Below are 18,731 nucleotides of genomic sequence, written 5' to 3'. Positions count from 1 at the left end.
CTCCCGTTCTCAAAAGTCCTCGCCGGAGAACAGCTCGTCGGAGCCCTCCTCCTCGTCGCCGCCGACCTCCAGGGTCAGGTCGTCGTCGTCGCTGTCACCCTTGAAGGTGAAGCCGCCGGCGGAAGCGAAGTCGGCGTCCTTCTGATAGCCGAAGTCGTCGTCCCGGTCGTAGTAGTCGTCCCGGACGGGCTGGTAGTTGTCCTCGTCGTCGTCCTTCAGCTCGATCTCGTTGCCCTCGGCGTCCAGCACCTTCATGTCCAGACACAGGGACTGCAGTTCCTTGATCAGCACCTTGAAGGACTCGGGCACGCCGGGCTTAGGCACGTTCAGGCCCTTGACAATGGCCTCGTAGGTCTTGACACGGCCGGTCACGTCGTCAGACTTGACGGTCAGGATCTCCTGGAGGGTATAGGCGGCGCCGTAAGCCTCCAGAGCCCACACCTCCATCTCGCCGAAGCGCTGGCCGCCGAACTGGGCCTTGCCGCCCAGAGGCTGCTGGGTGACCAGAGAATAGGGGCCGGTAGCGCGGGCGTGGATCTTATCGTCCACCAGATGGTGCAGCTTCAGGAAGTAGACGTAGCCCACCGTGACGGGGTTGTCGAAACGGCGGCCGGTACGGCCGTCATACAGCCAGTTCTTGCCGTCCACCAGGCGCAGGCGGCCAGCCTTCTGCCAGGCGTTCACCTGCTCGGTGTCGGCCATCTCTTCAGCGCTCAGGGCCTGCATCCCGTCACCTTCCTCGTCGGCCAGATAGAGCTGCTTGCCGATGAGGGGCTCGTCCCGGCCCACCTCGCGGGCCAGGCCGGCCAACTTCAGGCAGTCCTGGATGTCTTCCTCGTTGGCGCCGTTGAAGATGGGGGTGGCCACCTTCCAGCCCAGGGTCTTGGCGGCGTAGCCCAGATGGACCTCCAGCACCTGACCGATGTTCATACGGGAAGGCACGCCCAGGGGGTTCAGCACGATGTCCAGGGGGGTGCCGTCAGGCAGGAAGGGCATATCCTCCTGGGGCAGGATGCGGGACACGACGCCCTTGTTGCCGTGTCGGCCGGCCATCTTGTCGCCCACGGAGATCTTACGCTTCTGGGCGATATAGACGCGGACCACCTGATTGACGCCGGGGCCCAGTTCGTCGCCGTTCTCCCGGGTAAAGATCTTCACGTCCACCACGATACCGGACTCGCCGTGGGGCACCTTCAGGGAGGTGTCGCGGACCTCGCGGGCCTTCTCGCCGAAGATAGCCCGGAGCAGCTTCTCCTCCGCGGTGGCCTCGGCCTCGCCCTTGGGGGTGACCTTACCCACCAGGTAGTCGCCGGCGTGGATCTCGGCGCCCACGCGGATGATGCCGTGCTCGTCCAGGTCCTTCAGGGCGTCCTCGCCCACGTTGGGGATGTCGCGGGTGATGGTCTCGGGACCCAGCTTGGTGTCCCGGGCCTCGGTCTCATACTCCTCGATATGGATGGAGGTGAACACGTCGTCCTTTACCATCCGCTCGTTGAGCAGCACGGCGTCCTCGTAGTTGTAGCCTTCCCAGGTCATAAAGCCCATGAGGATGTTCCGGCCCAGGGCGATCTCGCCGTGGTCGGTGGAGGGGCCGTCGGCCAGGACGTCGTGGTAGTCCACCCGCTGGCCGGCGTCCACGATGGGCCGCTGGTTGATACAGGTGGTATGGTTGGAGCGCAGGTACTTGGTCAGGCGGTATTCCTTGGTCTCGCCGTTGTCATAGGCAACGGTGATATAACGGGCGGACACTCTGGTGACGGTGCCGGGACCCTCGGCCAGGATGGCCACCTCGGAGTCGATGCAGTTCTTGTGCTCCTGGCCGGTGGCCACGATGGGGGCCTCGGGACGGAGCAGAGGCACGGCCTGACGCTGCATGTTGGCGCCCATCAGAGCGCGGTTGGCGTCGTCGTTCTGGAGGAAGGGGATCATGGCGGTAGCCACGGACACCATCATCTTGGGGGACACGTCCACATAGTCCACCTGGCGGCGGTCCACGGAGACGGTCTCGTTGCGGTGGCGGCAGGTGATACGCTCGTTGATGAAGCAGCCGTTCTCGTCCAGAGGCTCGGTGGCCTGGCCGATGGTGAACTCGTCCTCCACGTCGGCGGTCATATATTCGATCTCATCGGTCACTCTGCCAAGCTCCTTGTCCACCTTGCGGTAGGGAGCCTCGATGAAGCCGTACCGGTTGATGCGGGCATAGGAGGCCAGGTAGGAGATCAGGCCGATGTTGGGACCTTCGGGAGTCTCGATGGGACACAGACGGCCATAGTGGCTGTAGTGGACGTCTCGGACGTCGAAGGAAGCCCGGTCACGGGACAGACCGCCGGGACCCAGAGCGGACAGACGGCGCTTGTGGGTTAGCTCAGCCAGGGGGTTGGTCTGGTCCATGAACTGGGACAGGGGGCTGGACCCGAAGAACTCCTTGATGGCGGCGGTGACGGGGCGGATATTGATGAGGGACTGGGGGGTGACCACATCCAGGTCCTGGGTGGTCATACGCTCCCGGATGACGCGCTCCATCCGGCTGAAGCCGATGCGGAACTGGTTCTGGATCAGCTCGCCCACGCAGCGCAGGCGGCGGTTGCCCAGATGGTCGATGTCGTCGGGGGTACCCACGTTATGGGCCAGGCAGTTCAGATAGTTGATGGAGGCCATGATGTCAGGCACGGTGATGTGCTTGGGGATCAGGTCGTCCAGATGCTCGGCCACGGCCTCCTTCAGCTCCTCGCCGCTGTACTGGTCCAGCAGCTGGCACAGAGCGGGGAAGTAGACCATCTCGTCCACGCCCGCCTCGGCGGGATCGAAGTCCACAAAGTTCTTCATATGGACCATGTTGTTAGAGAAGACCTTGATGACCTTGCCGTCCATGTCCAGCAGGGCCTCGTTCACGCCCCGGTCGTCCAGCTCGTGGGCCCGCTCACGGCTCAGCACCTCGCCGGCTTCGGCGATGATCTCGCCGGTACGGGGATCGGCGACGGGCTGGGCCAGCTTCTGGCCGGACAGGCGGCTCCACAGAGCCATCTTCTTGTTGAACTTGTAGCGGCCCACGGCGGACAGATCGTAGCGCCGGGGGTCGAAGAAGGTGGCGTTGAGGAGGGATTCGGCGGAGTCCAGCGTGGGGGGCTCGCCGGGACGCAGCTTGCGGTAAATCTCCAGCAGGGCGTCCTCATAGTTCTTGCAGGCGTCCTTCTCCAGAGTGGCCAGGATCCGCTCGTCCTCGCCGAACAGCTCGATGATCTCGGCGTCGGTCCGGGGACCCAGGGCACGGATCAGGCAGGTGATGGGCAGCTTGCGGTTCTTGTCGATGCGGACATAGAAAATGTCGCTCAGGTCGGTCTCATACTCCAGCCAGGCGCCCCGGTAGGGGATGACGGTGGTGGCGAAGGTCAGATTGTCCGCCTTGTCCGCGGTACGGGTATAGTACATGCCGGGAGAACGGACGATCTGGGAGACGATGACACGTTCGGCGCCGTTGATGACAAAGGTGCCGGAGTTGGTCATGATGGGGAAGTCCCCCATGAAGATCTCCTGCTCATTGATCTGGTTGTTCTGGGTGTTGCGAAGGTGAACCTTAACCTTGATGGGGGCGGCGTAGGTGGCGTCCCGGGCCTTGCACTCCTCCACGTCGTACTTGGGCTTTTCGTCCATGGAGTAGTCGATGAAGGACAGCTCCAGGTTGCCGGCATAGTCGGTGATGGCGCCCACATCCTTGAACACCTCGCGCAGGCCGGTGTCCAGGAACCACTGGTAAGAGGTCTTCTGGACCTCCAGCAGATTGGGCATCTCCAGGATCTCCTGATACCGGGCAAAGCTCTTACGAACCGTCTTGCCGTAGTGGACGTCCTTGGCTCTCTCGTTGACCCGCTTCTGGAGTTCTTCCATGCTTTCCTTGACCATTCTAAAAAATCAACTCGCTTTCTTCTCGTTCAACGGTTGGTTCTCACGGTTTTCATCTCCGAATGTGACGTTGGAACAGGAAAACCTTCGGCACTTTGCACAATTTCCCTCGTATCCGTCGAATCCGCACACCCGGTCGCGTTGTTTGATTCGTCCCTTCATCCCTTGCCTTTCCCTTCCAGCCATGGTAAACTAGCCACAGAGTATGTGGAACCAGGCTCATTCCTCTCAAGGACATAGGAGCATTTTATTGTACCATGCAGGGGCAGGCCTGTCAAGGCCCGGCTCTCTTTTTTTATCCTTTTATGGTTCCGTTTTTTATTTTCTTCGGGGCGAATATAAACCATGTTCTCCTCCGCCTTCAAACCGGAGGCGGAGGAGGAGTCCTGCCTTTCCTCATACCTTCTTTCGGGAAGCACGGGCGCCCTCCCCGCTCTTTTTCCCGTCTCTGGTCCAATTTTTCCCATTTCCTGCATATTGTTCAGAAAATTTTCTCTTCCCCTACCCTGTTCCCGGAAAAACTACGGCAAAGGATTTGACAAACGGTAACAAATATGTTACAATTCGGTTACAAGTTCATTGACAAGGAGGAATTTCATGGCCACCGAAAACATTCCTCTTTCCTATAAAGGGCATCCCCTGCGTCGGAAAGACAATCTGATCTACTACGGCACCATGGCCGAAAAATATATCATCATGCTGCAGGTCCTCTCCTCTAAAAAGGTGGACGGCCTGGACGTGGCGGACAAGGTAGCCGTTCAGCTCCAGCTGACGGACCCCGATCTGAAGAGCCGCGACCGTGTGGTGAGAAAGAGCGAAAAGGACAGCCTGTACTCCGCCATGGATCTGGCCTGCGTTTGGCTGGAACGGGCTCTGAGTTCCAAGTAACACACAAGAAACCAGAGACAAAATTATTCAGGGAGGAAACCAGCCATGCTGTTTAAAAAGATCGCCGCCGTTCGGTTCACCGCGGGCCTTTTGCTCGTCAGCACCCTCATCGTCCCCGCTCTGGCCGTCACCGGCACCGTGGATTCCGGCGACAGCCCCCTGCGGGTCCGCTCCGAGGCCAGCACCGAAAGCAAAGTTCTGGCCCGCCTCGACCACGGCACCCAGGTCGAGGTCCTGTCCACCGCCGAAAACGGCTGGTATCAGATCGTCTGCGACAACATCACCGGCTATGTCTCCAGTGACTATCTGGTGGTGGACGGCACCGAAAGCGCCGTCTCCGCCGTAGCCGCGGTGGATCCCGCCGCAGCCGCCGAGGACGCCGCGCAGGCAGCTGCCGCAGCCGAAGCCCCCGCCCCCGCCGCAGCGGAGCCCCGCTACGGCAAGGTGACCACCGGATCTCTGAACATCCGCTCCGGCGCCGGCACCGACTATGAGAAGGTCGGCAGTCTCAAGGCTGGCAAGGTCGTGACCATCCTGGGCGAGGTCAACGGCTGGTATCAGATCGAGTCCGGTTATGTGAGCGCCGACTATGTAGCCATCGTGGACGCCGCCGAAGCCGCCCGCTCCAGCAAGGGGCAGGAGATCGCTGATTTCGCCCTGCAGTATGTGGGTTATCCCTATGTCTACGGCGGCAGCAGCCCCAAGGGCTTTGACTGCTCCGGTTTTACCCGGTACGTTTACAGCCAGTTCGGCTACTCCATTAACCGCACCGCCTCCAATCAGCTGGATAACGGCACCGCCGTCTCCATGAGCGAGCTCCAGCCCGGCGATCTGGTCTTCTTCAAGAAGGCGGGCACCGGCAGCAAACGCGCCTCCCACGTTGGCATTTACATCGGCGGCAACCAGTTCGTTCACGCCTCCACCGCTCGGGTGGGCGTCATCGTCAGCAACATGAGCGACGCCTATTACACCTCCGGTTTTGTGGGCGGCCGCCGCCTGGCCTGAATCTCGGCAACATAAGAAAATCTCCGGGGCCGTTGAATGAACAGGTCCAGAGTGTACGGACAGTACAAAAAAGATCCACCTGGTAGGAATATTGAGTTTTAAGTGGAGTGGCGCAGCGTCAGCGGCGCCACTCCAGTTTTTATCTGGATGCGTTGGTAGTTATAGAAATAGATACAGTTGTCAATGAGCGTTCCGGACTCTTCAAATGACTTGGGTTTGTTTCGGTAGATATACTCTGTTTTGAGGATTGAAAAAAGTTTTCAGCCATAGCGTTATCATCACAATTTCCGCATTTTGACATGGACGGTGCTATGCCATATTCTTGTGTTAGGTTAAAATATGCTTGAGAGGTGTATGGAAACCCTTGGCCGCTGTGAAGCTGCAACTCCGCAGCGACTTTCTTTTTCTCTTGCTTCATAGCCAGTCGGATCGTGTCCAACACCAGATTCACTGTCTGCTACGTACCGGTCTTGTAAGTCACAATGCTGTTATCATCGAAATCCCGGATCATAGACAAGTAGAGTTTTATAACACGGCAGCATATATCCATACCGTAATGTTGCAGGTGAAGTGGATCTCTATCGCTTGTTGTTGACATTGAATCATATAGGTGAATCTTTTCTGATAACAGAAGAGTTCCTTGAAAAAGGGATATTCTATTGTATCGATCATATCACATGAGAACTAATAGCCCCCTCTGAAATCGTTGATTTCAGAGGGGGCTATCCGAGTGGAGCGACTCGAACGCCCGGCTTCTTAATCCCAAACAATCCGAAAAGACTTTTTCCGGTCGTTTCTAATGGTTTTTAGTCATTTCCGCTTGATTTTAATTACTCTTTAGGCCTCTTTGAACCTGCGTTTTCCGGGTGTTCCGGCGCTGTCTGTGGTCATTTATGTGGTCAAAAACGCTTCCCGCCCCAAACCGGTGATCTTTCACCGGCCCAGGACGGGAAGCGTTTCGCGTTTCAGGTTGGTTGGATTGTAACTCTGAGGACAGGGTTATGCAAGTGTTTTCTGCGAGAGGCGCAGCGCAAAGTTTGCGGGGCAATAAACAAAGAAATAGGGGGAAATTTAAGCACCAAGCTTATCCTGCTTTGAGTTCAACGATTGCGGAATCTGCTCCCAACACCTCTGAGAGTTCCTCTGCGGACATCCCCTTGATATGGCCCAGTTTGGTATAGCTCCATGAATTGGACCCAAAAAACAGGACGAGCTGGTTGCCGGAATACAGCACAATATCTCCCGGCCCGGTTATCATCTGAGCATCGTTTCTGGAAAAGCGCTGGGGCAGACTGCCCACTTGTTCAAAGCCGCCGTAGCGCGTTGTGTTCACCATGATATTCTCATTTTGAACATAGGCGAGCAGTTCGGAAACTGTTTCGTTTTCTTCCCATTGCACATCCAGAACAGTCCCGTTGATGCTCAGCACCAAGGTTTCCGGCTGTTCCGTGGTTTCTTCTCCCTCCGCTGTCTTTTCCGACTCCGGTGCAGTTTCGGGCGGTTCCGCAGCTGTGTTTGCGTCAGATACCTGACCGGAGCAGGCGGTGAGCAGAACTCCCATGGACAAAAACAGGCTGAGCAAGACGCGCTTCTTCATTTCAGATGTTCCTCAAAGAAGCTTCTCAGCTTTTCAAAGGGGATCACATCCGTCCGGTCATAGAGGTCAACATGGCTGGCTCCCGGAATGATGAGCAGTTCCTTGTTGTCGCCGGTCAGCTTTTCGTAAGCGCCCTCACTGAAATAGCGGGAATGAGCCTTTTCCCCATGCACCAGCAGAACGGCAGAGCGAATCTCCCCGGCATACTGCAAAATCGGCATATTCATAAAGGACAGCGAGGACGTCACATTCCAGCCGCTGTTGGAGTTGAGGGAACGGGGATGATAGCCGCGCTCTGTTTTGTAGTAGGCGTAGTAATCCTTGACAAACTGGGGAGCGTCCTCCGGCAGCGGATCGACCACACCTCCGGCCAGGGCGTAACTGCCGTTTTTATAGTCGGCTGTGCGCTGGGCGTTCATGGCTTTTTTCTTCGCAAAGCGGGCCTCGGCGGTATCCTCACTGTCAAAATATCCGTTGGCGTTCACACGGGTCATATCGTACATGGTGGATGCCACCGTCGCTTTGATGCGGGTGTCCATGGCGGCGGCATTGATGGCCATGCCGCCCCAGCCGCAGATACCGATGATCCCGATGCGCTCCGGGTCCACATTGTCCTGAACGAAAAGATAATCCACCGCTGCGGAGAAGTCCTCCGTGTTGATGTCCGGGGACGCCACATACCGGGGGCTGCCGCCGCTCTCCCCCGTAAAGGACGGGTCGAAGGCAATGGTCAGGAAGCCCCGCTCGGCCATGGCCTGTGCGTACAGTCCGGAGGACTGCTCCTTGACAGCGCCAAAGGGTCCGCTCACCGCAATGGCTGGGAGCTTTCCCCCTGCATTTTTCGGAATATACATATCCGCCGCCAGCGTAATGCCATAGCGGTTATGAAAGGTGACCTTACAATGGTCTACTTTATCGCTTTTGGGAAATGTCTTATCCCATTCCTGTGACAAATTCAGCTGCTCCATACTCAGACCTCCTTACCCATCTGATAGGCTTTCTCCAGCGCCGGATGTCCAGCAATGTCGCCTACGCCGTTGACACCACCGGCAAAGACGGTGCCTGCCAGCTCACACCGTTCAAAGCAGTCCACCCAGCCCTGTACGGCTTTGACAGTTCCTTCCACCGTTTCTTCCCCATCTTCAGCCGCAGCTGCCAGAAGATATGCCTTGGTGAAGGCGTAGTCGGAGTCAAAGAGCGGGTTGGCACGGTCCAGCATGGTCTTGAGCTGACCGCTGACGCTGTAATAGTAAACAGGCGTGGCAAATACCAGCACATCCGCATCGTGCATCCTGGCGGCGATCTCCATCGCGTCATCGTCGATCACACAATGACCAAGCTTTAGACAAGCCAGACAGCCTTTGCAGAAGCCGTAATTCTTCTCTCGAAGATAAATGATTTCTACCTTGTGACCGGCTTCCCCGGCGCCTTTTGCGAGGGATGCGGCCAGTGTTTCGGAATTGCCGCCCTTGCGGGGACTGGAAGAAATAATCAAAACATGTTTGCTCATAAATAAGCTCCTTTTTCTCTCTTGCATTATGATTGATTAGCTGATAAACTTATGATAATACCTAAACCTGACTTTAGGTCAAGCATTATTTTGAAAGTTTTTTGGAGGGAGTTCCATGTATACCATCGGCCAGGTTTCCGAGATGTTTGATCTGCCCATATCCACATTGCGGTATTATGACAAGGAAGGGCTGTTCCCCACGATCCAAAGAGATTCCGGCATCCGAAAATTCGGAGAAAAAGAGCTGGAAGCCCTCCGGGTGATCGAGTGCCTGAAAAAGTCCGGCCTGGAGATCAAGGACATCAAACAGTTCATGGAGTGGTGCGTACAGGGCAGCGAAACCTATCCACAGCGGCGGGAGCTGTTCCTCCATCAGAAGGCGGCGGTGGAGGCGGAGATCGAGCGGATGAACCGGGTCCTAGACATGCTGCGCTTCAAGTGCTGGTATTATGAACAGGCGATCCGGGACGGAAACGAAGACCGTCTTTCCCCCTTGCGGCCAGAGGACATGCCGGAGGATATCCGGCGGGCTTATGAACATGCACACAGCATGGATGAATAGAACGAGAAAGCCGGAGAGCAAGCAGCTTGCTCTCCGGACTTTTTCACCTTTTAAAGCGCCTCAAAATGATACCTGGGTTTGCCCAGGCTCTTTTTGCCGTACTCGATGGCTTCCGCGCCGCAGCGGCAGATGCACGCCATGCAGTGGGTGCAGTCGCCACCCCAGACAGGCTTGCCGTTTTGAATCGTGATGTTGTTCGTCGGGCAGAGCCCGGCACACTGACCGCAGCCAGTGCAGGCATCGCTGGCCATAAAGGCATTTGCTTTGACGAAGCAAGAATAGAAGATCGGATTCACTGGGCCGCTCATAAAGCGGTCGTAGAGGTTATTGCGAGGCGGCGGGAACGCTTGATTGGCCGCGATGGCGGAGATCACACGGTCAATGTCCGGCTCCGCCCTGGCAACGATCTGCCGCGCTTCTTCCGCCTGCGGCGCGTTGAACATGGCAATGTAATTTTCAGGCATGATGATCTGCGCCGTGCCCATATAGGTGAGCTGTTTCTCCTGGCAGAGCGCGCGGTTATATCCCGCGGCATTGCCAATCTCACTGCCGCAGGTCATGACGAACCAAGCCTGTGCCCCACAGGGAAAGTCCGTTTCTGCCAGCCAATCCCGCACAATGCGCGGAATGCGCCACGCATAAGTGGGTGTGACGATAATCAGGCGCTCATCAGATGTGACCAGCGAAGGTTCGCCCGTCTTGATGCGGTCGTTCATGCTGAGAAGTTCGTCGCCCAGGGTTTCTGCGATGCGCTGTGCAACGTACCGGCTGTTCCCGGTACCGGTGAAATAGAGTACCATGTTGGACCTCCTTACTGACTGACGAATACCGCAATCGCTTCTGCGGTCTGTCGAATCTGTTCCTCGCCCGAAATGGTGGGGACACCGTCGCCATCCTGCGGGCCATAGCTGCCAAACTGGGCGTGACAGCCGCCGTCCAGAACAACTTCTGTGGTATCTGCAGGGAGATTTGCGCGATTCTTTTCATAGGATTCTCGGTTCATCACCCCGTCCTCCGAGCCATAGACAGAGAGTACCCGCAGGGTTGTCTGGGTGAGATCCTTTGTGGAATAGGCGGCCAGCAGGATGAGGCCGGCAAAATTCTCCGAGTGTGCTGCGGCGTAGTTCGCTGCCATAGCGCCGCCCAGAGAGTGCCCGGCTATGTACCAGGTGGTGACCTCCGGATATTCTTCTTGGAGTCCGTCCGCAGCGTTGGTGTCCAGAACAGCCAGATTGCCGGGCATCCGCACCAGCGCGCAGAGAATGCCTTGCTCTGCACAGGCGCGCATCAAGGGCGCATAGGCCGTATGCTCCACTTTACCGCCGGGATAAAAGATCAGCCCTGCGGTCGGATCCTCGGGGACGAACCAAATCACATCCCCGTCCTGCTCCACCTGCACACTGTCCGTCTGATAGGCCATAGCTTCCAAGGCTATTTCATCGGCGTGGTAGTAATCGGACACATAGGCGTAGCCGCCGATCCCAATGACGAGAAGGACCGCCAGACACAGGGACAAGATAATTTTTGTTCTTTTCTTCATATGATGATCCCTTCGCAATGGTCGATCTCATGCTGGATGATCTCGGCCGTCCAGCCGGTAAAGGTCTTGAGCCGTGTCTGAAACTTCTCGTTTTGCCATTGCACCTTAATGGTCTGAAACCGCTTTGCCTTCCGTGTGCCGGTGAGGGACAGGCAGCCCTCTTCGGCCTCATACGCCCCGGACTGCCTGACGATGACGGGATTGAACATGACCATGTATTCACCCTCGTTGTCAAATGCGATGATGCGTTTGTTGACGCCGATCATATTCGCTGCCATGCCCACGCAGCCATCCTTATGGGCAACCAATGTATCCAGCAAATCCTGCGCCACGCCGAGATCGTCTGTTGTGGCGGGTTCCGCCTTTTGGGCGAGAAAAGCCTCGTCTTTGCATATTTCACGGACCATTGCTATCCTCCTTTTTTGCCTTTACATGAGATGCTTATTTCTGTATGATATAAGCATCAGAAAAATAAGTCAAGAAACGAAGGAGGGATCCAATATGCAAAAAGTATGTGAATTTCTGAAGTCTGCCGGTACTTACTATCTGGCCACTGTAGAGGGCGATCAGCCTCGTGTTCGCCCGTTTGGCACCGCCCATATCTTTGGGGGTAAGCTATATATCCAGACTGGCAAATCCAAGCCGGTGTCCAGACACATCGCCGCTAACCCCAAGTGTGAGATCTGTGCTTTCAAGGATGGTGTGTGGCTCCGCGTTGCCGCCGAGCTGGTGGAGGATGACCGCGTGGAAGCCAAGAAATCCATGTTGGATGACTATACCAACCTGCGGACAATGTACGATGAAGACGACAACAACACCCAGGTTCTGTATCTGAAGAACGCCGTGGCCACCTTCAGTTCCTTTAATGCGGCTCCTGAAGTTCATGAATTCTAAAGGAGTGCCCGCTCTGCGAAAGGGCGGGCAGTTTTCGTTAGGTGGTGGTTTTTTGAAACTGTTTTACTCGGCTGATCGACATGAATGGCGAAGGTATCTCGAAGATCATTTTGAGACCGATGATGAGGTATGGTTTGTATTTCCAATGAAAGAATCCGGCGAAGAAAGCATGAGCTACAATGATGCCGTAGAAGAGGCCCTTTGCTTTGGCTGGATCGACAGCACCATTAAGCATACCGATGAACTTCACCGCGCCCAGCGCTTCACACCCCGAAAAAAAGGAAGTCCATACTCACAGCCGAATATTGAAAGACTGATATGGCTGGAATCAAAAGGATTGATTCATCCAACAATCCGTGAAAGTGTCCTTCCAATCATCAATGCTCCTTTCGTTTTTCCCAAAGACATTTTGGAAGAACTTCAAAAAGATGAATCGGTATGGGAGAACTATCAGAAATTCAGTGATCCCTACAAGCGCATCCGAGTTGCCTATGTTGATGCAGCAAGAAAGCGCCCAGATGAATTTCAAAAACGTCTGAAAAGTTTTATCGATAAGACGCGCCAAAACAAGAAGATCAGAGGTTTTGGTGGGATTGAAAAATACTACTGAAAAAGAAAGTGCTATCCGTTCAATAGCACTTGTTTTCGCCCCGCTATCCAATTGGAAAGCGGGGTGATTCATTATCGTTAGGAGTTGAACGCGATAAAAGCCCATAGAAAGAGACCAACGATAAGTAATACTGCCCCACCGACTTTCGCGTTTGGGCTGGGTTTGCAAAGGAAGTAAATACCGGCAATGGGCATTAAAAAGATGATCAGGAGTGTGTAAACCATGCAGCCAAGCGCTACATCCTCATCACTGCGTCGTCTTCTCGCCATCCATGATCCCCCTCATCTACCGTAATATGGAGCCTCTTCAAAACCATGCTTTTTCAGATGTCTAACCAGAAGGTCCAGAACGGATTTGCTGGCACGCCTTACCCTTTCTGCGTTCCGGAACCTTCGAACAAGTTGTGGCGATATGGCGTAGTAGAGTCGAACGAAAGCCCTGCCAATTCTACTTTTGCGAAGGCCGTAGTCTCTAAAGCGGCGCAGTACCCAAAGTTCCGGACAATCATAGGTTCCGTAGACTGCTGTGGCAATGTAGCAGCCATCAGATGAATCATCGTCATCATCCCCACAACACAGTTTGTACGCGATATAATCATCCAAGAAGTCATCGTGTCCAGACATGCGATTTTTCCTCCATCCCATTGTTGTTACTTCCGTTGTTACTTCAATAATACCCGATTACCTGTCCCAAAGAACGGACAGCAGTAAAAAATGCGTGGTGCTTATGGTAAGACTATGCACCACGCATTTCCAGGTTCATCAACACTACTTGAGAATGCTATTTGAATTGTACGCTCACATCATATCTACGGTCTATGGCCTTGACGATCGGTTCATAGACTTCCTTTACCATTTTGAGCGCAAGATCGTCTGCTTCCTGACCGTTTGCAGCCGTATTGAATTTCTCCTCAAGCCTGGTGCGAAGCTCCTTTGCAATGACATTGTAATCTCGCACAGTCAGCTCAATATCTCCACGTGCCAGCAGGCCTTCCTTCACTTCATCAATGATGATGCTATTCGGGTCAATCTCAATAGCCTGTAAATACGCGTGATCAATAAGGATCGTAATGGTCTTCTTTTCCTTATCCTCGATGACGTTCGCCGATGTCAGGTTGTCCAGATCGACAACGAAGTAGCCCGTCCCGGTATAGGACACGGTTTGTGTTTTCTTCAGGAAATCGAAGTCCAGCTGCTTGATGAGACGATCAGTCAGTTCTGTGGAGACAGTCCCTTGCTGTGTGCTGACGATGAGTTTCCTCATCTCATTATGATCGGAGAGAATGACTTCGGAGAAATTTACCTCAACGCCGCTGCCTTTGAGGTAGATCGTATCCAAATCAATCTGCTGGATGTTATCTGATACATTCATATGTAAAGGATTTGAGCCGTGCTTGAAGCCCCAGATCACAACAATGCCGATTGCCGCTATAAGGAACCAGATGATGAGGTTTGTGCGTTTCTGCTTATACTTCAGGAATTCCACTATCTTCATATTATCACTCTCCTACAACCAGAAGTTCAGAGCCAGACGTGTTGGAGCTGGATCCGGAATCCGAGTCGGAATGACGCTTTCTGCGCATCTGCGGCATCGGGATTGCAATATGGAAGGTTTCCTTCAGGATCCATTTGAGAATAAAGAAATTCACCAGAGGCATCAGACAATTTGTGAGGATCAGTATTGCGATGGAATTCATGCACTTACGAATGGTGTTTTGAAAGTGGGCCATCAGATTGCACATATCGTTGATAGCCGTTTGGAACAGATCGGAGAGCTTTTCAAATATTGTCTGTTCCTCAGCTCCGCCATCCATAGCTTCGTTGAGCTTGTCAGCGCCGTCTTCCGTATCTGCAATCGTGTTCTCCACATATGCTGTGAGATCCGCAGCGACATAGTTGGTAATATGCGTGCTGCACGGAACCACAAGAGCCACCGCCAGGCCCAGCACAGCCACTCTGGCTGCAATGCCTTTCAGAAGTTCCTTTTTGAGCAGGATCGATAGAATCCCAATACCACAGGCTACTGGGATCGCGATTGCAAAGGCTAGCTTTACTCCGTACCGAATCAGTAGCTGTTCAAAATGCAGCATGACCAGGATTGCGATAAAATAGATATTCATGTCCGCCAAGCTGTCGGCCAGGGGCGTTGCAAAGTCGTCCGGCAGTGCGGAGATAGCCAGAGATGTGGATAGTGTGGCCGCCGAAAACTTCATCACGGTATTGCTGCTCTCCTCGACGCTTTCAATGGACTCCTTGATGAAGCTCCTGTCTGGCAGCCATGATGTTACCACGAAGAATGAGAATACGCCAATGAGGGCCAAGATCAGGATATTTCTTATTGGTTTCGCATATGTTCAGCTAGACTCGACGTTCTTTCCTCCAGCTTTTTGTCATGTCGCAGGATGTACTCAAATGTATCTAGCAGCGACAGGAACAGTCTCGGTTGCCGATGATAGTCGTGTTCATTATTTGGCGTGCGAACACGATTGATGTGGTACACGATGTAGGGGTTGGAGCTGAAGTCGATTTTCCACTTGCCCATAGCAGTGGTGAAACAGAAGTACTGATCGGCAATTTCATAGGCATAACCCTGCTCAGCACATAGGGTTTCAAGGTCGCTTATCGATTCACCCTTTCTTCTCTTGTTGGTAATGGGAATGGAACACTCGATGTCGAGTTTCGCAGTTGGCTTGCAGAACTTACAGGGGGTATGGCCTGAACGAATGGCATCCTTGTATCTGGAGAAACCAGTGATGTTGCTTAGACCATGGAGCTTCTGGCAGTTGCGCCTATGGAAGGTCTGGTAGCCGGCACTGCAAAAAAAGGCAAAACGCGGCTGTGTCAGGGTATAGAAATCGTTTTTCTCGGTTTCAGACTTGAAGTTGTCCTTTGCTGCAGTGAATCGCTCGGTACGCGCTTCAGTGTATCGCACATATGCACGCTGCTCTCGCGAATTCATAGATCTATCGGGAACAACCGTTTTTGCGATAGATGCCTTAGCTGCGCGCTTGGCCTTTTTCTTTTCTGCCATATTCAGCCATGTGCCAGAAGTGGGATTGCATAGCTTACAGGGGCGACGACCTGTTTTTGCGACAGTATCGTAATAGCCAGATCCTTTGATTACATCTGTCGTGCTGAGAATTGCAGGACATCCGCACCGATGGAACACATCGGAATGTTCCGCAAAGATGAACTGGTATTGTGTGCGATTGATAATATCCTGATTGCGCTCACGGATTCCTTTACGGACATCTTCTTTCATGCAATACGGGCAAGCCTGCAGTTTTTTGCGAAAAAAATACTTCAGATCCGGATGGCCAGTCAGAACTGCGTTGCTTGGAATTGCGCTGCAATCTGCCTTGTGGAATATCCCGGTATCTACTTCCAATTGGTAAGGGCACATTGCATCAGGGATAGATGGCACTTCAGATGCTTTGTCTGCGTTACTGGTTGCCTGTGTATCGCGAGGTGGCTCACCATAGAGGAGCGATGCAGGATACTGGATATAGCCAAGTGCCTTCTGCATGGCAATGACGTCATTCTCGGAATAATGCTTCGGGCCGGTTGCCTGTAAGCCATACTCATTGCAGAGTGCATAGGCATTACCAATTTTCATCTTGCGCTCAGCAAGGAACGGAAACAGATAATCGCCCAACACCACAATCCGCTGAGGGACCTTGATCTTGAGCACGAGGTTGTAAATGGATTTCAGAATATTCTTGGAGTCCACATACCAAAAGCAGATGACATCATCCTCGCATAGCCAGCTCTGCAGGTCCGTTAGCACACGATAGATTCCATGCGCGTACAGGAAGTCAGAAGGAGTTCCTCCGATGTATGCCATGTGCTTCCAGTTGTGGAATGAATTATCGCGGGGATAGATGCGGGAGTAGAATTGATCCTGGCAATTCCATTGCTCGTCCACTCTCATGGCAGCAATTTGCGTTGGGTTGATATGATGGTACCGGTTTTCAATCCACTCAATATCCATCAATACGAACATAAGAAAACTCCTTTCTGCCTCGATTGTATCTCTATGATAAAACAGCAGGTGTCCGATAATACGGACAACACGCTAAGCAGAAAAGGCACCACGATCAATTTCGTGGTGCCTCACCTTTTTTCTTGTCCTGTTCGCTTTTCCATTGTTCACATGCTCTTACATTCTCAGGATTCTCATAGAATTTTTGAGCTGCCTCGCTCAGTGTGCGGGCCAACATCCTGATATCAAAATCAGTCGGTTTCACATTCCTGATGTTGAACTTGCAGATGGTTTGTCCGCTGTCCATATCTACAACCGTGTATGGTATGCCTCTTCGGATTCTTTCCTGGATTGATGCATCTAAATGAGCAAGAATGCCTTCCTGCTCCTTGCTGAACGACTCTGCTTTCAGTTCCTCTTCGGGGATCCCTGCACAGGTCAGCTCCATGACGAAATAACTCACAAACACACCTCCTAATCTAAAACCCACCAGTAATCAAGCAGACGACGGTGCTGCAAACCTTTGCGAGGTAGCTCTGCTGCACGGCGACATCGCTTGTTTGTAAGCCGCTTCAAAAGCTTCTTTTCCTTGCTATTTCTGGGATATTTTATATAGTAGCCGGAATGATAGAGCGTGCTTCCTTCAAATCCCCAATTGACGAAGGGGCCTCGAGGTATGTAATGCCGCGAGATTTCACGCATCCGTTTGTCGTTCTTCCGGATACGCATTTCTCGTCGATATGCGGTGTCACTTTGTTTTGTTGCAACTGACTGCTTCGAGTTAATCAGTAAGTGCTCGATAGTCTCGCTTAATTCGATTTCGGTCATAGGCTTTACCTTTGGGTACCATCCGCGTTACAGGCGAGATGCCATACCAGGATCCGCGCTGTTTATCATGATACGCTTTTTGCGCACGCTTGCTCTGCTTCTTCAGGGGAACGATCTGTTTCATGGTGCATTCTCTCCTCCTTAGCTTTGTCCATGGACCTTCTCAGTTCCATACAAAAGGCTGGGTAATCGGGATACCCGCAAAGAATCATCTTATTGGGCAGTTCCTCCATTGCCTGTAGGAACGCCTGCTCATCGCGCTTGCGGATGTTGCAGAAGATAACCCGGTAATGATTGTCTGCTTGCTGATACTCCGGTCCAAATCGAACTGTTACCTGGTGCTTGATAAACAGGTTGTCTGCCAGGTACTCATCGCAATCGATGATGGCATAATAAAGTCGGAAGAAGGAGAACTTCTCAATCGTCCAACAGTAATCTCTTAATTCCACGATACATCTCCTATTGTGACATTCTCATTACAATTCCAAATTCAGGCTTGCTTTTTCGACCTTCTTCGGTTATTTTGTAGTACTACTCACTACTGAGGAACTACGATAATGGAGGCGATTGCAATGCAACATACGATTTTCCCGGTCATCGATCCCGTCGCAACCGGTGAAAACATCGTGCGGCTTCGTAAGGAACGCGGCCTGACCGTCCGAGATCTCCAAGCCTATTTCGGGTTTGAAGAACCTCGCGCAATCTACAAGTGGCAGCATGGCACAAGCCTGCCCACGGTAGATAACCTGTACGCTCTGAGTGCTTTGCTTGATGTGCCCATGGATGAGATCCTGGTTTCCGCAAGGCCAAAACTGAATATGATCGTTTGCGAGCAGCAGGCTGAGGCCTGCTGCTCAGCTATTTATTTAGGCCGAATGTCATGGATACGGCAGAAGTCCGAGGCCGCTTAGACCATTTTCCCATCTGCATTTGCGCTCTGGCACCCGAAGGTACCGTCGTGCATTCTGCATCTGGCGGATGTGCCCGAAGGCACTTATATTCTGGTAAATATCGAGTAATCAGCTCGTCAGTAGAATAAGGGAAGCGAGTGGTGTGCGTTTGGATTGAGGTGAGTTGGCCAAAACGAGTTGACGAAAGAACTATAGAAGATTAAGGGAACTGGCCGGGCAAAAAAAGACGCCGAAGGAACGCGAAACGCTTGAATTCTCAAGGTTTTCCCGCCTTCGAAGATGGGGGGCTTGTGTGGGACGCCAGTTTGGACGCTGAACTCAAGGGTTTGCGACACTCGCACTGGAACAGGGGATGGATGTTAAGTCCTTATCCGCTGTTCTTGGGCACATGTCTTCAGACGTTACGCTTGACATCTACGCACATATCACCACCGATATGCAGAAAGAAGCTGCGTACAGTATTGATCGAGGAATTGGCAAAGTTCAGGAACCGTATCCAACTCTG

General features: G+C 53.4%; 23 protein-coding genes. 6 read left to right on the top strand and 17 right to left on the bottom strand.

The features are described 5' to 3' along the window. Positions 1 to 9: 9 nt before the first annotated feature. Together rpoB and I6E39_RS01285 are read right to left on the bottom strand one after the other, a co-directional pair. On the bottom strand, positions 10 to 3,885 hold the full coding sequence (rpoB, locus tag I6E39_RS01290) for a DNA-directed RNA polymerase subunit beta (protein ID WP_235379492.1): 3,876 nt from the start codon (positions 3,883 to 3,885) through the stop codon (positions 10 to 12). A 173-nt stretch (positions 3,886 to 4,058) separates the two neighbouring features. Further along, a complete protein-coding gene (locus I6E39_RS01285) occupies positions 4,059 to 4,319 on the bottom strand; it encodes a hypothetical protein (RefSeq protein ID WP_235379491.1) in 261 nt (86 codons plus the stop codon). A gap of 178 nt (positions 4,320 to 4,497) precedes the next feature. Here I6E39_RS01285 and I6E39_RS01280 point away from each other — a divergent pair, with 178 nt between their 5' ends. Beyond that, positions 4,498 to 4,788, top strand: coding sequence for a hypothetical protein (locus tag I6E39_RS01280; protein ID WP_235379490.1), 291 nt, complete (start codon positions 4,498 to 4,500; stop codon positions 4,786 to 4,788). Positions 4,789 to 4,833: 45 nt separating this feature from the next. Then, positions 4,834 to 5,793 carry a C40 family peptidase gene (locus I6E39_RS01275; RefSeq protein WP_235379489.1) on the top strand — a complete coding sequence of 320 codons (960 nt, stop codon included), beginning with the start codon at positions 4,834 to 4,836 and terminating at the stop codon, positions 5,791 to 5,793. Between the two features lie 98 nt (positions 5,794 to 5,891). On the opposite strand, the gene I6E39_RS11170 is transcribed toward I6E39_RS01275, so the two are convergent. The 4 genes from I6E39_RS11170 to I6E39_RS01260 form a co-directional block, all read right to left on the bottom strand. After that, positions 5,892 to 6,041: an IS3 family transposase gene (locus I6E39_RS11170; protein WP_420908168.1), complete on the bottom strand. Its 150-nt coding sequence runs from the start codon at positions 6,039 to 6,041 to the stop codon at positions 5,892 to 5,894. An 836-nt stretch (positions 6,042 to 6,877) separates the two neighbouring features. After that, a complete protein-coding gene (locus I6E39_RS01270) occupies positions 6,878 to 7,390 on the bottom strand; it encodes a cyclophilin-like fold protein (protein ID WP_235379488.1) in 513 nt (170 codons plus the stop codon). After that, positions 7,387 to 8,358, bottom strand: a complete 972-nt coding sequence (locus I6E39_RS01265) for an alpha/beta hydrolase (RefSeq protein ID WP_420908166.1) — start codon at positions 8,356 to 8,358, stop codon at positions 7,387 to 7,389. Before I6E39_RS01265 ends, I6E39_RS01270 begins: the two co-directional genes overlap by 4 nt. A gap of 2 nt (positions 8,359 to 8,360) precedes the next feature. Beyond that, positions 8,361 to 8,900 (bottom strand): flavodoxin family protein, encoded by a 540-nt coding sequence (locus tag I6E39_RS01260; protein ID WP_235379487.1) that lies wholly within the window; start codon positions 8,898 to 8,900, stop codon positions 8,361 to 8,363. Between the two features lie 115 nt (positions 8,901 to 9,015). Here I6E39_RS01260 and I6E39_RS01255 point away from each other — a divergent pair, with 115 nt between their 5' ends. Beyond that, positions 9,016 to 9,462: a MerR family transcriptional regulator gene (locus I6E39_RS01255; protein WP_235379486.1), complete on the top strand. Its 447-nt coding sequence runs from the start codon at positions 9,016 to 9,018 to the stop codon at positions 9,460 to 9,462. Between the two features lie 50 nt (positions 9,463 to 9,512). Here I6E39_RS01255 and I6E39_RS01250 read toward each other — a convergent pair whose 3' ends face one another. The 3 genes from I6E39_RS01250 to I6E39_RS01240 are packed head-to-tail and all read right to left on the bottom strand — an operon-like array spanning position 9,513 to position 11,409. Next, entirely contained in the window at positions 9,513 to 10,262 is a 750-nt protein-coding gene (locus I6E39_RS01250) for an EFR1 family ferrodoxin (protein WP_235379485.1), read from the bottom strand. An 11-nt stretch (positions 10,263 to 10,273) separates the two neighbouring features. Continuing rightward, positions 10,274 to 11,002, bottom strand: a complete 729-nt coding sequence (locus tag I6E39_RS01245; RefSeq protein WP_235379484.1) for an alpha/beta hydrolase — start codon at positions 11,000 to 11,002, stop codon at positions 10,274 to 10,276. Then, a complete protein-coding gene (locus I6E39_RS01240) occupies positions 10,999 to 11,409 on the bottom strand; it encodes a peptide deformylase (protein WP_235379483.1) in 411 nt (136 codons plus the stop codon). The genes I6E39_RS01245 and I6E39_RS01240 overlap by 4 nt, the downstream gene beginning before the upstream one ends. A 94-nt stretch (positions 11,410 to 11,503) precedes the next feature. Here I6E39_RS01240 and I6E39_RS01235 point away from each other — a divergent pair, with 94 nt between their 5' ends. Together I6E39_RS01235 and I6E39_RS01230 are read left to right on the top strand one after the other, a co-directional pair. Next, a complete protein-coding gene (locus I6E39_RS01235; protein WP_235379482.1) occupies positions 11,504 to 11,896 on the top strand; it encodes a pyridoxamine 5'-phosphate oxidase family protein in 393 nt (130 codons plus the stop codon). Positions 11,897 to 11,948: 52 nt separating this feature from the next. Further along, positions 11,949 to 12,506: a YdeI/OmpD-associated family protein gene (locus tag I6E39_RS01230; protein ID WP_235379481.1), complete on the top strand. Its 558-nt coding sequence runs from the start codon at positions 11,949 to 11,951 to the stop codon at positions 12,504 to 12,506. A gap of 77 nt (positions 12,507 to 12,583) precedes the next feature. Here the strand turns inward: I6E39_RS01230 and I6E39_RS01225 are convergent, their stop codons facing one another. The 8 genes from I6E39_RS01225 to I6E39_RS01190 all read right to left on the bottom strand — a co-directional run bounded on the left by I6E39_RS01225 (position 12,584) and on the right by I6E39_RS01190 (position 17,764). Further along, complete coding sequence (locus I6E39_RS01225; protein WP_235379480.1) at positions 12,584 to 12,775, bottom strand: hypothetical protein; 192 nt, start codon at positions 12,773 to 12,775, stop codon at positions 12,584 to 12,586. 12 nt (positions 12,776 to 12,787) lie between these two features. Then, positions 12,788 to 13,129, bottom strand: coding sequence for a CFI-box-CTERM domain-containing protein (locus I6E39_RS01220; protein ID WP_235379479.1), 342 nt, complete (start codon positions 13,127 to 13,129; stop codon positions 12,788 to 12,790). 157 nt (positions 13,130 to 13,286) lie between these two features. After that, a complete protein-coding gene (locus tag I6E39_RS01215; RefSeq protein WP_235379478.1) occupies positions 13,287 to 14,000 on the bottom strand; it encodes a DUF4230 domain-containing protein in 714 nt (237 codons plus the stop codon). 4 nt (positions 14,001 to 14,004) lie between these two features. Further along, entirely contained in the window at positions 14,005 to 14,721 is a 717-nt protein-coding gene (locus I6E39_RS01210; RefSeq protein WP_235379477.1) for a hypothetical protein, read from the bottom strand. A 119-nt stretch (positions 14,722 to 14,840) separates the two neighbouring features. Next, positions 14,841 to 16,508 carry a hypothetical protein gene (locus tag I6E39_RS01205; protein ID WP_235379476.1) on the bottom strand — a complete coding sequence of 556 codons (1,668 nt, stop codon included), beginning with the start codon at positions 16,506 to 16,508 and terminating at the stop codon, positions 14,841 to 14,843. 94 nt (positions 16,509 to 16,602) lie between these two features. Continuing rightward, on the bottom strand, positions 16,603 to 16,950 hold the full coding sequence (locus I6E39_RS01200) for a hypothetical protein (RefSeq protein ID WP_235379475.1): 348 nt from the start codon (positions 16,948 to 16,950) through the stop codon (positions 16,603 to 16,605). An 11-nt stretch (positions 16,951 to 16,961) separates the two neighbouring features. Further along, a complete protein-coding gene (locus I6E39_RS01195; protein ID WP_235379474.1) occupies positions 16,962 to 17,315 on the bottom strand; it encodes a hypothetical protein in 354 nt (117 codons plus the stop codon). 65 nt (positions 17,316 to 17,380) lie between these two features. Then, entirely contained in the window at positions 17,381 to 17,764 is a 384-nt protein-coding gene (locus tag I6E39_RS01190; protein WP_235379473.1) for a hypothetical protein, read from the bottom strand. Positions 17,765 to 17,887: 123 nt separating this feature from the next. Here I6E39_RS01190 and I6E39_RS01185 point away from each other — a divergent pair, with 123 nt between their 5' ends. Beyond that, entirely contained in the window at positions 17,888 to 18,226 is a 339-nt protein-coding gene (locus tag I6E39_RS01185; RefSeq protein ID WP_338127101.1) for a helix-turn-helix domain-containing protein, read from the top strand. Positions 18,227 to 18,731: the final 505 nt, after the last annotated feature.

The organism is Pseudoflavonifractor phocaeensis (assembly GCF_021531375.1).
GTDB lineage: Bacteria > Bacillota > Clostridia > Oscillospirales > Oscillospiraceae > Lawsonibacter > Lawsonibacter phocaeensis_B.
This window is presented reverse-complemented; position numbering and strand designations above follow the sequence as displayed.

Bases quoted from the DNA above. Each gene is read 5' to 3' on its own strand.
- rpoB (WP_235379492.1), bottom strand. From the start codon at position 3,885: ATGGAAGAACTCCAGAAGCGGGTCAACGAGAGAGCCAAGGACGTCCAC.
- I6E39_RS01280 (WP_235379490.1), top strand. From the start codon at position 4,498: ATGGCCACCGAAAACATTCCTCTTTCCTATAAAGGGCATCCCCTGCGT.
- I6E39_RS01275 (WP_235379489.1), top strand. From the start codon at position 4,834: ATGCTGTTTAAAAAGATCGCCGCCGTTCGGTTCACCGCGGGCCTTTTG.
- I6E39_RS01270 (WP_235379488.1), bottom strand. From the start codon at position 7,390: ATGAAGAAGCGCGTCTTGCTCAGCCTGTTTTTGTCCATGGGAGTTCTG.
- I6E39_RS01265 (WP_420908166.1), bottom strand. From the start codon at position 8,358: ATGGAGCAGCTGAATTTGTCACAGGAATGGGATAAGACATTTCCCAAA.
- I6E39_RS01260 (WP_235379487.1), bottom strand. From the start codon at position 8,900: ATGAGCAAACATGTTTTGATTATTTCTTCCAGTCCCCGCAAGGGCGGC.
- I6E39_RS01255 (WP_235379486.1), top strand. From the start codon at position 9,016: ATGTATACCATCGGCCAGGTTTCCGAGATGTTTGATCTGCCCATATCC.
- I6E39_RS01250 (WP_235379485.1), bottom strand. From the start codon at position 10,262: ATGGTACTCTATTTCACCGGTACCGGGAACAGCCGGTACGTTGCACAG.
- I6E39_RS01245 (WP_235379484.1), bottom strand. From the start codon at position 11,002: ATGAAGAAAAGAACAAAAATTATCTTGTCCCTGTGTCTGGCGGTCCTT.
- I6E39_RS01240 (WP_235379483.1), bottom strand. From the start codon at position 11,409: ATGGTCCGTGAAATATGCAAAGACGAGGCTTTTCTCGCCCAAAAGGCG.
- I6E39_RS01235 (WP_235379482.1), top strand. From the start codon at position 11,504: ATGCAAAAAGTATGTGAATTTCTGAAGTCTGCCGGTACTTACTATCTG.
- I6E39_RS01225 (WP_235379480.1), bottom strand. From the start codon at position 12,775: ATGGCGAGAAGACGACGCAGTGATGAGGATGTAGCGCTTGGCTGCATG.
- I6E39_RS01220 (WP_235379479.1), bottom strand. From the start codon at position 13,129: ATGTCTGGACACGATGACTTCTTGGATGATTATATCGCGTACAAACTG.
- I6E39_RS01215 (WP_235379478.1), bottom strand. From the start codon at position 14,000: ATGAAGATAGTGGAATTCCTGAAGTATAAGCAGAAACGCACAAACCTC.
- I6E39_RS01205 (WP_235379476.1), bottom strand. From the start codon at position 16,508: ATGTTCGTATTGATGGATATTGAGTGGATTGAAAACCGGTACCATCAT.
- I6E39_RS01195 (WP_235379474.1), bottom strand. From the start codon at position 17,315: ATGACCGAAATCGAATTAAGCGAGACTATCGAGCACTTACTGATTAAC.
- I6E39_RS01185 (WP_338127101.1), top strand. From the start codon at position 17,888: ATGCAACATACGATTTTCCCGGTCATCGATCCCGTCGCAACCGGTGAA.